This window comes from Lentzea indica, from assembly GCF_012184385.1.
Taxonomy (GTDB): Bacteria; Actinomycetota; Actinomycetes; order Mycobacteriales; family Pseudonocardiaceae; genus Lentzea; species Lentzea indica.
In genome coordinates this window covers 34,425-47,875 of sequence record NZ_VSRL01000016.1, presented here as the reverse complement: position 1 = coordinate 47,875, position 13,451 = coordinate 34,425, and the positions used below count along the sequence as shown (strand labels likewise).

The following is a 13,451-nucleotide window of genomic DNA, read 5'->3' as shown; positions in this document are numbered from 1 at the left end:
CATCTTGGCACGGGCTCTTCAGCGGCGAACGCGGCCCAGCAGGTGTGCTGCGACACGGGCGGCGGCCGAGTCGGCGGTGGCGATGCAGGCGGGCACACCCACGCCGTGCAGCGTGGCGCCGGCCACGGCGAGGCCCGGAACGTCGCCGATGCCCTTCTCGATGGTCTCCACGAGGTCGACGTGGCCGACGCCGTACTGCGGCAGCCCGCCACCCCAGCGCTGCACCACGTAGTCGATCGGCGCGGCTTTGATCCCCGTCAGCTCGTGCAGGTCGTTGCGCACGGCTTTGACGAGGTCGGCGTCGCTGCGCTGGAGCAGCGCCGTCTCGCCATGTCGCCCGACCGAGCCGCGCAGAATGACCGGTTCGCCGTAGTGAGCCCATTTCCGGCTGGAGAACGTGAACGCCTTGGCGGTGAACGGGGTGATGCGGTCGGAGTACCGCTCCCCCTCCGCGATCAGCACGCCAGAGCGGTCCGGCAGCTCGGTGCCCGGCGGCAGCGCCAGCGCGACGACCGCCATCGAGGCGACCTCGACCTTGCCGTACGCGGCGGACACCTGCGGCGCGATCTCGGAGAGCAGCTTCCGTGCTGACGGAGCCGGAACCGCGAGCACGACGCCGTCGCACTCCAGGTACTCCGGGGTCGCCGCCGAGCCGATCTCCAGCCGCCAACCGTCGCCGAGCCACGACAGCACGCGGACCGGAAGGCCTAAGCGCACCTCGGGTTTCGCGATCTCCGCGAGCCTGTCGACGAGCGTCGAGACACCGCTGCTGAGGCTGGCGAACACGGGTGGTCGCGCGGCGCGTGGCTGCGGCGGCGCGGGCATCATCATCGCGGCGGCCGCGAGCAGCGAGCCGACGCCCTTGTCCAGCAGCGTCGCGATCTGCGGCATCGTGGCGCGCAGGCCCAGCTCGTCCGCGCGGCCCGCGTAGACGCCACCCAGCAGCGGGCTCACGAGGCGGTTGGCGACCTCGGGGCCGAACCTGTCCTTGATGAGCGCGCCGACGGCGACGTCGCCACCTTTGAGCTCGATCGGCGGCAGCGTCGGTTCCATCTCGACCCGCAGCGCGCCTTCGGACGACAGCATGTGCCGCACGGTCTCGACGCTCGCGGGAACGCCCATGAACGTGTGCGCGGGCAGCTGATGGGTGCGTCCGGCCGCGTGCACCGATGCCTTCGCACCCGTCGGGTGCACCACCTGGTCCTGGAGGCCGACCTCGTTGATCAGCTCCTGGGCCTCCGGCTTGCGGTGCAGGAACGCCTCCGCGCCCACGTCGAACCGCACACCCGCGAGCTCCGTGGTCCGCAGCTTGCCGCCGAGGCGGTCGGACTGCTCGATCACGGTGATCCTGGCCTGGGGACCGAGCAGCATCCGCAGCCGGTGCGCGGCGGCCAGGCCGGAGATGCCTCCTCCGACGATTGCCACTCTTGGGGCGGCGTGCGGCGTTCTTCCGTGCATTACAAGCTGTGGATCAGTTCGACGGTCCGGGTGATGATCTCCGGATCGGTGTCGGGCAGAACGCCGTGGCCGAGGTTGAAGATGTGGCCGGCGGCCGCCTTGCCCTCGGCGTGGATGCGGCGCACCTCGCGTTCGACGGCGTCGAAGCCCGCGAAGAACAGCGCGGGGTCGAGGTTGCCCTGCACGACCGGCTTGGGCAGCTCCGGGGCCGCGTCCTGGAGGCGCTGCACAGCCACGTCCAGGGGGATCCGCCAGTCGACGCCGACGACGTCCGCGCCGGCTTCGCGCATCGCGGGCAGCAGCTCGCCGGTGCCGACGCCGAAGTGGATCCGCGGCACCGTCGTGATCGTTTCGAGAACGCGCTTCGAGTGCGGCAGAACGAACTCGCGGTAGTCGCGCTCGGACAGCGCGCCCGCCCACGAGTCGAACAGCTGGACGGCCTGCACCCCGGCGTCGAGCTGCGCGTGCAGGAACGCCGCCGTGACGCCGGCGATCTTGGCGAGCAGCGCGTGCCACAGCTCGGGGTTGCCGTGCATGAGGGCCTTGGTGCGCTCGTGGTTCTTGCTAGGCCCGCCCTCGACGAGGTACGAGGCGAGCGTGAACGGCGCTCCCGCGAACCCGATCAGCGCGACTTCCTGCGGGAGTTCCTTGAGCAGCAACCCGATCGCGTCCGCAACCGGCTGGACCTGCTCGGCGTGCAGCTCGGGGAGCTTCCGCACGTCGTCGAGCGTCCTGACCGGGTTCGCGACCACGGGACCGGTGCCCGCGACGATGTCGAGGTCGACACCGGCTGCCTTGAGCGGCACCACGATGTCGGAGAAGAGGATCGCGCCGTCGACGCCGTGCCGCCGGACGGGCTGCATCGTGATCTCGCAGACCATTTCCGGGTCCATGCAGGCGTCGAGCATCGCGGTGCCCTGACGAAGCGCCCGGTACTCGGGCAGCGACCGTCCCGCCTGCCTCATGAACCAGACAGGGGTGTGCGACGGGGTGCCGCCATGCGCGGCCACGAGGAGGGGTGCCATGGAAGTCATCTCTCTTTCATGGTCCCACGTCTCGGCGTGCCGCCATCACCCGGCCGGATTGCGAGGCATACAGTCAGTTGCGTGACCGAGCCGGAAATCTTCCGCCGGGCGGTGGGGACGCTCAAGTCGGTTCGCCACAGGCCCGAGATCGAACTCACCGAGGTTCGCCCGCCGCAGCGGCTCGCGCCGTGGGCGTACGCGCTGACGGCTGAGGTCACCGGCCCGTCGGACGAGCTGTCGACCGGGAGGCTCGTGCTGCTGCACGACCCTGACGGCGACGAGGCGTGGGGCGGTGTCCTGCGCGTCGTGGCGTACGTGCGCGTCGAGCTGGACCACGAGCTCGCCTCCGACCCGCTGCTGCCCGAGGTCGGGTGGTCGTGGCTGACCGAGGCGCTGGAACAGTCCGGGGCGGGGTTCACCGCGCTGGGCGGGACCGTGACGCAGACGTCGTCGGCCCGTTTCGGCGACATCGCCGGCCCGGCTCGCACGGACGACCTGGAGCTGCGCGCGTCGTGGACCGCGCTCGACGGAGAGCTCGCCGAGCACGGCACCGCGTTCTACGAGCTGATGGCGACGGCCGTGGGGCTGCCGCCGGTCGGGGTCACCCTGTTCGGCCAGCGCTAGTCGGCGTCACGCAGCACCCGGAGGATGTTCGCGCCCGCGAGCTTCGTGCAGTCGTCTTCTGACCAGCCCTTGTCGAGCAGTGCTCCGATGAGGTTCGGGTAGGTCGAGACGTCCTCGAGCCCCTGCGGGAGCTCCTTCACGCCGTCGTAGTCGCCACCAAGCCCGATGTGGTCGATGCCGACGACCTCACGGGCGTGCTCGAGGTGCGCGACCACGTCGTCGAGCGTGGCGACCGGCACCGGGTTGTCGACGGCCCACTTCTCGGCGAACACCTTGCGGGCCTCGAGGTCGGCGTGGTTCTCCCCGGCGGACGTCATGGCGTCACGAAGGGCTGCGTCCCATTCAGCGACACGGGGCGTCACGAAGCTCGGCACGAACGTGATCATCGCCACACCGCCGTTCGCCTTCAGTTTGACCAGCACGTCGTCGGGAATGTTGCGCGGATGGTCGGCGACGTGGCGGCACGACGAGTGGCTGAAGATAACCGGCTTGACGCTCGTGTCGAGCGCGGCGTGCATCGTGCTCGGCGCGACGTGACTGAGGTCGACGAGCATGCCGATCCGGTTCATCTCGCGCACGACGTCGCGGCCGAACTCGGTCAGCCCGCCGTGTTCTGGCTGGTCAGTGGCGCTGTCGGCCCACGGGGTGTTGTCGTTGTGGGTGAGCGTCATGTAGCGGACGCCCAGCCGGCGCAGAGCGCGCAGAACTCCGAGTGAAGAGTTGATGGAATGTCCGCCCTCGGCACCGAGGAGGGACGCGACACGCCCGGAAGCGAAAACTTTTTCAGCCTCCGCGGCGGTCGTGGCGATGCCCAGGTGATCGGAGTACCGGCCGGCCAGCTCGTAGACCAGTTCGATCTGCTCCAGGACGGCGGTGACGGCGCCGTCTCCCGCGAGCCGGCAGGGAATCCAGACGGACCAGAACTGCATCCCCAAGCTGCCCTCGCGCATTTTCACGATGTCGGTGTGCAGGCTGGGATGACGTTCCGTGAGATCGATCTTCGCGGCGGTCGTGTAGACGTCCTCGCCCGTTCCGTCGCCGAACTCGCGCAGAGCCCACGGCAGGTCGTTGTGCCCGTCGACGAGAGGCACACGCTGCAGCAACGCTCGCGCTCGCTCTTGACCGGTACTGCTGGGCACAACCAACTCCTAGATGTCGTTCTGAGAGGGGCGCGTGTTACTCCCCCTATCTAGTTGTCATCCGATCGTGTGACACATGAGGCCATCTGTCACAACTCAATAGGGATAGATACCCGATTGATCGTCCCGTAGACCCGCATGGGCGGCTACGCTGCCCCAGACGACACCACTTTCGGTCGATCAGTGGCGCGGCTGATTGGACGAAAGTCTCCGGTGCCGGTCGGGGGGCACGACCGACTCCAGGGAGGTAGTGACGTGGCTGCCGTCGGCTTAGGTCAGGCCGTTCGTACCACGCCAGCCGGCTCGTTGCCGGCGAACATGGTCCCGCACCCGCGGGAAGAGCTTTTTTCAGTGCTGGTGGTCGACGACCACCCACTGCTGAGGGAGGCGATATCAGCTCGGCTCACGCAAATGGGAGCCGGGACAGTGCATGAGGCCGCATCGGTGGCAGAGGCTCGGGCGCGGGCACTTGCAACCGGTCCTTGCGACCTCGCGATCCTCGATCTGGGCTTGCCGGATGGCACCGGCATCGACCTGGTCACGGAACTCCGTGCCCAGGGCTGGCCCCGCATCGTGGTCCTCGCATCCTCCGACGACCCCTACGCGGTCAGGTCGGCCTTCCAGGCGGGCGCCCAGGCGTAACTCCTGAAGTCCGCCTCTCCGATGGTGGTCACCGACGGGGTGCGCCGGGTTCTCGATGGCGGCGTTTACGCAGATCCGAGCGTGGCACCAGTACTCGCAGCGGGTACTCGGGTGCCGGGCACCGACAACACGCCGCGGGAACTTTCCGCGCGTGAGGTCGAGGTGCTCCAGCTGGTCGCCGATGGCCAGAGCAACAAGGAAATCGGCGAGGCTCTGAGCCTGTCCGCGTTGACGGTGAAGTCTCACCTGTCGCGGATCGGCCGGAAGCTGGGCACCGGGGATCGCGCTCAGATGGTCGCGCTGGCCATGCGTGCCGGCGTGATCCGCTAGATACCGGTTTGAAGCACTGAACCGGCCGAGAACACCTGTGGGTGGTGCGATCGTCGTAGGGTCATCCGCTGTGGATGTACCCGCCGACGAGCCAACCGCACCAACCGGACCAGATCCGGTACCGCTGACGGAACCTGCTGATGGGGTCCCGCCCGTGGTAGCCGATCCTGCTGCGCTCCGGCGAGCCGCTGACGCGCTCGCCGGGGCGAAGGGCCCGGTCGCGGTGGACACCGAGCGAGCCTCGGGCTACCGCTACTCACAGCGTGCCTATCTGGTGCAACTGCGCCGGGAGGGCGCCGGCACGTGGTTGGTCGACCCGATCGCCTTGGGCGGACGGCTCGACCCGCTGGTGCAGGCGCTGGACGGCACTGAGTGGGTGTTGCACGCGGCGTCTCAGGACCTGCCGTGCCTCGCCGAACTCGGGCTGCGACCCGGCGTGCTGTTCGACACCGAGCTGGCGGGCAGGCTGGCTGGGTTCGAACGCGTGGCATTGGGCACGCTGGTCGAGCGACTGCTCGGCTATCGGCTGGAGAAGGGGCACGGCGCGGCCGACTGGTCGCGCCGCCCCCTTCCTGCCGACTGGCTGACGTATGCCGCTCTGGACGTGGAGCTGCTCGTGCAGCTGCGCGACGTTCTCGAAGCCGAGCTGGAGCGCCAAGGCAAACTCGCCTGGGCGTTCGAGGAGTTCGAGGCGGTACGGACGGCGCCGTTGCCGCGCCCCCGTACCGACCCCTGGCGGCGCACGTCGGGTATCCACCGCGTGCGCAACCAGCGGCAACTGGCCCTCGTGCGTTCGCTGTGGGAAGCCCGCGACGCCGTGGCCCGCGAACGCGACATCGCCCCAGGCCGAGTCCTCCCCGACTCCGCCCTGATGGAGGCAGCCGCCCGCAACCCCGTTTCGGAAGCCGAACTGCTCGCGCTTCCGGTCTTCCGCGGACGAGCCCAGCGCCGCATGTCCAGCGTCTGGATGAACGCCCTGCGCAAGGCAGCGGCCCTGGCCAAGTCAGAGCTCCCGGAACCCGCGGGTCAGCACGACGGCCCACCCCCACCCAACCGCTGGGCGGACAAGGACCCGGACGCCGCCGCCCGCCTGGCCGCGGCCCGAGGCGCACTGGCGACCGTCGCCGAGGCCAACACCATCCCGGTGGAGAACCTCCTGCTGCCCGACCTCGTGCGCCGCACCTGCTGGCAGCCGCCCGCCGACCTCTCCCCCGAATCCGTCGCCGCCGTGCTGCGCGAGGGCGGGGCCCGGTCGTGGCAGATCGAACTCACCCTCGAGGGCCTGGCCAAGGCTCTGACCGCCACAGCACCCCAGCCCCAGTCCCAATCCGAGTCACAGCCCTAGCCGATATCCGATATATCAGTTCCCCTACCCCTTGCTGACCTGCCCCTTAGCAATGAGACTTTGGACTTCGTCCGCAAAAGACTCGTTGCAAGGGGCAGTGTCGCGATGATCAGCACCGACCGGCTGGACCTGCTCCCGCTCCGGGTCGAGCACGCCCAGGAGATGTCCGCGGTGCTGGCGGACCCGGCCCTGCACACGTTCACCGGCGGCACCCCGCCCAAGACCCGTGAGGAGTGGCTCGCCGCCACCGCGAAGCTCGACCAGGGCGACCAGCAGGGCATCTACCTGCCCGGCCAGAACTGGTACACGCTGTCGGGCTTCGTCTGGGACGAGGGCGGCGCCTCGCCGAGAAGGACGGCGACCGGTGGAAGGGCTCGCTGAACACGCCCGAAGCGTTGGCGGGCATGGACTTCTACAAGAAGCTGCAGGCGCTGGGCGACGGCCCGAAGGACTCGGACGAGGCCAAGCCGCAGCAGACCGACGTGGTCGCGGGCGGCAAGGTGGCGCAGTTCATCGCGGTGCCCGGCGCGGCGAAGCTCGTCACGAAGGCCAACCCGGAGCTGGAAGGCAAGATCGGCTTCTTCCCGATCCCCGGCAAGACCGCCGACAAGCCCGGCGCGGTGTTCACCGGCGGCAGCGATCTGATCATCCCGATGGCGTCGTCACGTCAGGACGGCGCCTACGAGGTCGTCAAAGCGCTCGCCGGCGAGAAGTGGCAGGTGGAGCTCGCGAAGGCGATGAACTACGTGCCGAACCGGAAGTCACTGGCCAAGGAGGTCGGCGGTGACCCCGGTACCGCGGCGATGGCGGTCGGCGCGGCCAACGGGCACGCCACCCCGAACTCGCCCAACTGGGCGGCGGTCGAGGCGCGCAACCCGATCAAGGAGTTCCAGACGGCGGTCCTGACCGGAGCCGATCCCAGGGCGGCAGCCGCGAAGGCCGACGAAGTGATCACCCAAGCGCTGAACTCCGGCAAATGACGTTGCTGGCCGAACGGCCGGTGCAGGCGACGGCGCCGGCCGAACCACGACGCCGCAAGCGAGTGGTGCTGCCGTACCTGCTGATCGCGCCGACGTTGCTCGCCACCGCGTACCTGCTGCTGTACCCGCTGGCGCGCAACGTGATCATCTCGCTGCAGGAGTTCGGGCTGCCGCAGCTGGTGCGCGGGGACGCGAAGTTCGTCGGGCTCGCCAACTACGCGCGGGTGCTGGCCGACCCGGAGTTCTGGAGCGTGGTCCGCAGGACGTTGTGGTTCACCGCGATCAACGTCGTGCTGATCATGGTGCTGTCCACTTTGGTCGCGTTGCTGCTCGTCAGGCTCGGGAAGTGGCTGCGGCTGCTCGTGATGGGCGGGCTGGTGCTCACCTGGGCGACGCCGATCATCGCGGCCACGACGGTGTTCCAGTGGCTCTTCCAGTCACGGCTCGGCGTGGTGAACTGGGCGTTGGTGGCGATGGGCTTCGAGGAGTACCGCGACTACACGTGGTTCGCCGACGGCGAGGCGACGTTCGGGATCCTCGTGACGCTGATCGTGTGGCAGTCGATCCCGTTCGCCGCGCTGTCGCTGTACGCGGCGATGATCACCGTGCCGCAGGAGCTGTACGAGTCCGCGCGCATCGACGGCGCCGGTGCGTGGCGGGTGTTCTCGACCATCACGTTTCCCATGCTGCGCGCCATGTTCGGCCTGATCGCGTGCCTGGAGGTGATCTGGGTCGTGAAGGCGTTCGTGCAGATCTGGGTGATCAGCCAGGGAGGTCCTGGTCAGGCGACCACGACGTTGCCCGTCTACGCGTTCCAGGTCGCGCAGTCGTTGCAGCGCTACGACCTCGGCGCGGCGGTGTCGATGCTCATGGTGGTGCTGCTCGTGCTCGCGCTGCTGGCGTACTTCCGCCAGCTCTACCGGCAGGAGAGGGAAGCATGATCGGCCGGATCTCGCGCACCACAGCGGCGTTGCTGGTGTTCGTCGTCTCGGTCTTTCCCGTGTACTGGATGGTGCTCACCGCCTTCAAGCCGACGCGGGACATCCAGAGCGCGACGCCGACGTTCCTCCCGGCCTCGATCACGTTCGAGCACTTCGGCACGGCGGTCGCGGCCCGCGGGTTCTTCTCGTTCTGGCGCAACAGTCTTCTGGTCGCGGGCGGGGCGGTGGTCCTCGCGCTGCTGGTCGCTTTGCTGGCGGCGTTCGCCGTCGCACGGCTGCAGTGGAAGGGGCGCAGGGCGTTCGTGCTGATGGTGTTCATCGCGCAGATGACGCCGTGGGAGGCATTGCTCATCCCGATCTACGTCATCGCCAGGGACACCGGCATGCTCGACACGCTCTGGATCCTCACGCTCGTCTACTTCATGATGACCCTGCCGTTCACGATCGTGACGCTGCGCGGGTTCCTCGCCGCCATCCCCGTGGATCTGGAGGAGGCGGCGCAGGTCGACGGCTGCTCGCGGGGGCAGGCGTTCCGGCGGGTGGTGTTCCCGCTGCTCGCGCCGGGTCTGCTGGCGACGTCGCTGTTCGGCTTCATCACGGCGTGGAACGAGTTCGCCTTCGCCAACGTGCTGATCATCAAGGACCAGGACGACCGCACGCTGCCGGTCTGGCTGTCGTCGTTCAACAACACGTTCGGCACGGACTGGGGCGCCACGATGGCCGCCTCGACGCTGTTCATGCTGCCGGTGCTGCTGATCTTCGTCGTGCTGCAGGGCCGGGTGACCACCGGCATCGTCGGAGGGGCGGTGAAGGGATGATCGTTCCGCTCCCGACCAGGATCGTGCGCCGCAGCAAGGGCTTCACGCTGGACTGCGGCACGAGCGTGCGGGTCACACCCGGCGCCGAGCAGGCGGCCAGGCTGCTGCGGGCGTTGTTGAGGCCTGCCACCGGCCTGCCGTTGCCGATCGCCGACCACGGCCAGATCGTCATGGCGTTGGACGCCAAGCTCGTCGGGCTCGGCGCGGAAGGTTATGCGCTGACCGTGAACGAACACGGCGTGCTGCTGCGCGCCGGTACCGCGGCCGGCCTGGTGCACGGGGTGCAGACGATCCGTCAGCTCCTTCCGGTCGAGGCACTCAGGTCGAGCAGGGTGTCCGAAGTGGACTGGACGTTGCCCGGTGCCGACATCCGCGACGTGCCGAGGTTGCCGTGGCGCGGGTTCATGCTCGACGTCGCACGGCACTTCCAGCCGGTGCACGTGGTGCGCCGGTTCATCGACCTCATGGCCCTGCACAAGCTCAACGTCCTGCACCTGCACCTGACCGACGACCAGGGCTGGCGCATGCCGGTGCCGAGCCGTCCGCTGCTGAGCTCGGTCGGCGGCTGGCGCACCGAGACCAACGGCGACGGCGTCCCGCACGGCGGCACCTACACCCGCGGCGAGCTGGAAGGGCTCGTCGCGCACGCGGCCGAACGGGGCATCCGGATCATGCCGGAGATCGAGATGCCCGGCCACGCCCGCGCGGCGCTGGCCGCCTACCCGGACCTCGGCTTCGCCCAGCAACGGTTGCCGGTCTGGACTCGTTGGGGCATCAGTGATTCCGCGTTCGGCCTGCACGCGATGGGCTTCATTCGCGAGGTGCTGGCCGAGGTGCTGGAGGTGTTCCCCGGCTCGCACGTCCACCTCGGCGGTGACGAGTGCCTGATGCCGGAGGACGTGCACGGCGAGTTCCTCCGCCAGGCCGGCGGTTTCCTGCTGGACCGCGGCCGTGTTCCGGCGGCGTGGGAACCGACAGGTGATCCACGCGCCGTCGTGATGCCGTGGAAGGACGAGACACAGGCGACGAAAGCACTGGAACGGGGCCAGGACGTGGTGATGGCCCCGCACACCTCCACCTACCTCGACTACCCGCGGTCCGACGGCGCGCACGAACCGCCTGGCCAGCCCGGGTTCGTCGTGACCACCCGCGACGTCTACCACGTGCCGCTGCCCGACGGCGTGCTCGGCGCCCAGTGCCAGCTGTGGACGGAGCACGTCCGAACACGAGAACACCTGGAATACCTGGCATTTCCCCGTCTCGTCGCGCTGGCCGACACCCTCTGGTCGCAGCGCCCTGAGTGGGAGGGCTTCACCACCCGGATGCGCCTCCACTCATCAAGGCTCGCCGAACTGTCCATCCCTGCCGAAGTGAGGAGAGAACCTTGCGAGCACTCATAGCCGTTTCCTGCGCGGCCCTGACAGTGGCCGCGCTGGCCGTCGCGCCGAACGCCTTCGCCGCCGACGCGATCACCGCCCAGTACCGGACCAGCGCGTCCGGTGCGACCACCGACCAGGTCGAACCGTGGTTCAAGCTGGTCAACTCGGGCACCACGAGCGTGCCGCTGTCAGACGTGAAGATCCGCTACTACTTCCGCGTCGACACCCCGGACGTCGGCTACCGGTTCGCCTGCTCGTGGGCGGTTCGCGGTTGTGGCAACGTCACCGGCCAGTTCGGGACGCTGACCGGCGGCCAGGCTGACCGCTACCTGGAGGTCGGGTTCACCTCGGGCGCTGGAACTCTGGCGCCCGGTCAGGACTCCGGCGACCTGCAGCTGCGTTTCTACCGGACGAACTGGGGCCCGATCACCCAGTCCGACGACTACTCGTTCCGCGGCGAGAGCACGTACTCGGCGTGGAACCGCGTCACCGTCCACCGCGGCGGCACGTTGCTGTGGGGCACCCCGCCAGGCGGAAGCCCGCCCACCACGACGACCACCACGTCGACGCCGCCGAACCCCAACGGCCCCAAGATGTTCGACGACTTCAGCTACACCGGCTCCAGCGACTCGCGGATCAGCCAGCGCGGCTGGACCGTCCGGTCGGGCGGCGGCGGCCCCGGTGTCCCGGGCGCAGAGTGGGACCCGTCGCGCGTGACGTTCCCGACCGTCGACGGCCAGAAGGTCATGCGCCTCGACTCGTGGAACAACGGCTCCGCGGCACGCCAGACCGAGATGTTCCACCAGCGGAAGTTCTTCGAGGGCACCTACGCGTCCAGGGTGAAGTTCAGCGACGCGCCGGTCTTCGGCCCGGACGGCGACCACGTCGTGCAGACGTTCTTCACGATCACCCCGCTGAACGCGCCGATGGACCCGAACTACGGCGAGATCGACTTCGAGTACCTGCCCAACGGCGGCTGGGGTGAACCGGCCAACATCATGTACGAGACGACCTGGGAGACCTACCAGAACGAGCCGTGGGTCGCCGACAACATCCACAACGAACAGCGGGCCAGCTACTCGGGCTGGCACGACTTGGTCTTCCAGGTCGCCAACGGCCGGGTGAAGTACTTCATCGACGGCGTGCAGGTCGCCGACCACGGCGACAAGTACTACCCGGAGACACCGATGTCGATCAACTTCAACCTGTGGTTCATCTCGGGAGGGCTGCAGGGCGGCAGCGCCGAGCGGGCGTACCAGCAGGAGGTCGACTACGTGTACTTCGCCAAGGACCAGGTGCTGAGCCCGGCCGAGGTGAGGACCGCGGTGCAGAACTACCGCAGCTCCGGTGTGGAGCACGTCGACAACGTCTGATCATCTGGGTGTGATCAGCCCAGCAGTTTGTCCAGTGTGATCGGCAGATCGCGAACCCGGGCACCCGTCGCGTGGTGGACGCGTTCGCGATCGCGCCGGCCACACCGACGATGCCGAGCTCACCGATGCCCTTCGCACCAAGTCCGCTGACCAGCGGATCGGGGCGATCCAGGAAGCGGACGTCGATCTTCGGGATGTCGGCGTGCACCGGCACGAGGTACGAGGCGAGGTTGGAGTTGGTGAAGCGGGCGGTGGCGTGGTCTACCTCGGTCGCCTCCAGCAAAGCCTGGCCGATGCCCATCACCACGGCACCCTGGATCTGGCTGCGGGCCGCCTTCGCGTTGACGATCGTGCCGGCGTCGCACACCGACAGCCACCGGGTCACGCGCGGCTCGCCGGTCAGCCGGTGCACCTTGACCTCGCAGAAGTGCGCGCCGAACGAGCGGTAGCCGTGCTCAGGGTCGACCAGCCGGGGCGAGGTGCCGATCGCTTCGACACCACCGACGTCGCACGTCGTGAGCAACGTGCCGAAGCTCATCGTGAGGCCACCGCTGGAGACGCTTCCGTCGCGGTACCCGACCGAAGCGGGATCCTTGCCGTGGAACGGGGAACGCGGGCTGCTGACGGCCAGGGCGATCAACTCGGTCTGCACGGCCTTCGCGGCGACCTGGACGGCGGGGCCGTTCGTGCACGTCGAGTTCGACCCGCCCGCGTTGGCGGCGGCGGGGGAGGTGGAGTCGCCGAGTTCCGGGCGCACGCGTGCCACCGGGATGCCCAGCTCGTCGGCGGCCAGGATGGCGAACACCGTGTACTGGCCGGTGCCGAGATCGGCGGCCGTGCCCGACACGGACGCGGTGCCGTCCGGGTGCAGTCGCACCTTGATGGAGGCCTGGCCGCGGGAGGCGCCGTAGGTCGCGGTGGCCATGCCGGTGCCGACGAGCCAGTCGCCGTCCACGGTCGCGCGGACCGTCTTCGGTCGCCGTGACCAGCCGAACTCCTCGGCACCGAGCCGGTAGCACTCGTCGAGGTGCTTGCTGGACCACGGTTTCCCGGTGTTGGGCACGAGGGTCGCGTAGTTGCGCAGCCGCATCTCGACGGGGTCGACGCCGAGCTGCCCCGCGAGCTCGTCCATCGCGCTCTCCAGCGCGAACGAGCCGTTCGCCTCGCCCGGCGCGCGCATCACGGTCGCGGCCCCGAGGTTGAGCGGCACGATCGTCTTGGTCGTGCGGATGTTCGGGCTCGCGTAGGTGGTGAGGGTCCAGTTCGCCACGGACTCGGACCAGTTGCCGCCGAGGCCGCGGCTGGTCATGCCGTCGTTGACGATCGAGGTGAGCTTGCCGTCCGCCGTGCACGTCATCGTGAGCGTCTGCTTGGTCATCGGCCGGTGTCCCGCCATG

General features: G+C 69.0%; 11 protein-coding genes and 2 pseudogenes. 9 read left to right on the top strand and 4 right to left on the bottom strand.

The features are described 5' to 3' along the window. Positions 1-18 precede the first annotated feature (18 nt). Both hemG and hemE read right to left on the bottom strand, forming a co-directional pair. Entirely contained in the window at positions 19-1,458 is a 1,440-nt protein-coding gene (hemG, locus tag FXN61_RS07190) for a protoporphyrinogen oxidase (RefSeq protein ID WP_167971445.1), read from the bottom strand. Continuing rightward, complete coding sequence (hemE, locus tag FXN61_RS07185) at positions 1,458-2,492, bottom strand: uroporphyrinogen decarboxylase (protein WP_167971443.1); 1,035 nt, start codon at positions 2,490-2,492, stop codon at positions 1,458-1,460. The genes hemG and hemE overlap by 1 nt, the downstream gene beginning before the upstream one ends. Before the next feature lie 72 nt (positions 2,493-2,564). Here hemE and FXN61_RS07180 point away from each other — a divergent pair, with 72 nt between their 5' ends. Next, positions 2,565-3,107, top strand: coding sequence for a DUF3000 domain-containing protein (locus tag FXN61_RS07180; RefSeq protein ID WP_030479951.1), 543 nt, complete (start codon positions 2,565-2,567; stop codon positions 3,105-3,107). Here FXN61_RS07180 and FXN61_RS07175 read toward each other — a convergent pair. Further along, positions 3,104-4,246 (bottom strand): dipeptidase, encoded by a 1,143-nt coding sequence (locus FXN61_RS07175; RefSeq protein ID WP_167971441.1) that lies wholly within the window; start codon positions 4,244-4,246, stop codon positions 3,104-3,106. The genes FXN61_RS07180 and FXN61_RS07175 overlap by 4 nt on opposite strands. A 255-nt stretch (positions 4,247-4,501) precedes the next feature. Between FXN61_RS07175 and FXN61_RS07170 the strand changes: the two are divergent. The 8 genes and pseudogenes from FXN61_RS07170 to FXN61_RS51605 all read left to right on the top strand — a co-directional run bounded on the left by FXN61_RS07170 (position 4,502) and on the right by FXN61_RS51605 (position 12,054). After that, positions 4,502-5,218: pseudogene (locus FXN61_RS07170) on the top strand (response regulator). A 70-nt stretch (positions 5,219-5,288) separates the two neighbouring features. Further along, entirely contained in the window at positions 5,289-6,563 is a 1,275-nt protein-coding gene (locus FXN61_RS07165) for a ribonuclease D (RefSeq protein WP_167971439.1), read from the top strand. 105 nt (positions 6,564-6,668) lie between these two features. After that, complete coding sequence (locus tag FXN61_RS50550; protein ID WP_223165332.1) at positions 6,669-6,944, top strand: GNAT family N-acetyltransferase; 276 nt, start codon at positions 6,669-6,671, stop codon at positions 6,942-6,944. A 23-nt stretch (positions 6,945-6,967) separates the two neighbouring features. Continuing rightward, entirely contained in the window at positions 6,968-7,543 is a 576-nt protein-coding gene (locus tag FXN61_RS07155; RefSeq protein ID WP_167971367.1) for an extracellular solute-binding protein, read from the top strand. After that, complete coding sequence (locus tag FXN61_RS07150) at positions 7,540-8,484, top strand: carbohydrate ABC transporter permease (protein ID WP_188134775.1); 945 nt, start codon at positions 7,540-7,542, stop codon at positions 8,482-8,484. Before FXN61_RS07155 ends, FXN61_RS07150 begins: the two co-directional genes overlap by 4 nt. Further along, positions 8,481-9,302, top strand: coding sequence for a carbohydrate ABC transporter permease (locus FXN61_RS07145; protein WP_167971437.1), 822 nt, complete (start codon positions 8,481-8,483; stop codon positions 9,300-9,302). The genes FXN61_RS07150 and FXN61_RS07145 overlap by 4 nt, the downstream gene beginning before the upstream one ends. Next, on the top strand, positions 9,299-10,702 hold the full coding sequence (locus tag FXN61_RS07140) for a beta-N-acetylhexosaminidase (RefSeq protein WP_167971435.1): 1,404 nt from the start codon (positions 9,299-9,301) through the stop codon (positions 10,700-10,702). The genes FXN61_RS07145 and FXN61_RS07140 overlap by 4 nt, the downstream gene beginning before the upstream one ends. Further along, positions 10,687-12,054 carry a cellulose binding domain-containing protein gene (locus FXN61_RS51605; protein WP_167971433.1) on the top strand — a complete coding sequence of 456 codons (1,368 nt, stop codon included), beginning with the start codon at positions 10,687-10,689 and terminating at the stop codon, positions 12,052-12,054. Before FXN61_RS07140 ends, FXN61_RS51605 begins: the two co-directional genes overlap by 16 nt. Before the next feature lie 202 nt (positions 12,055-12,256). Here the strand turns inward: FXN61_RS51605 and FXN61_RS57085 are convergent. Next, a pseudogene (locus tag FXN61_RS57085) lies at positions 12,257-13,450 on the bottom strand (xanthine dehydrogenase family protein molybdopterin-binding subunit); the annotation flags it as partial. Position 13,451 lies beyond the last annotated feature (1 nt).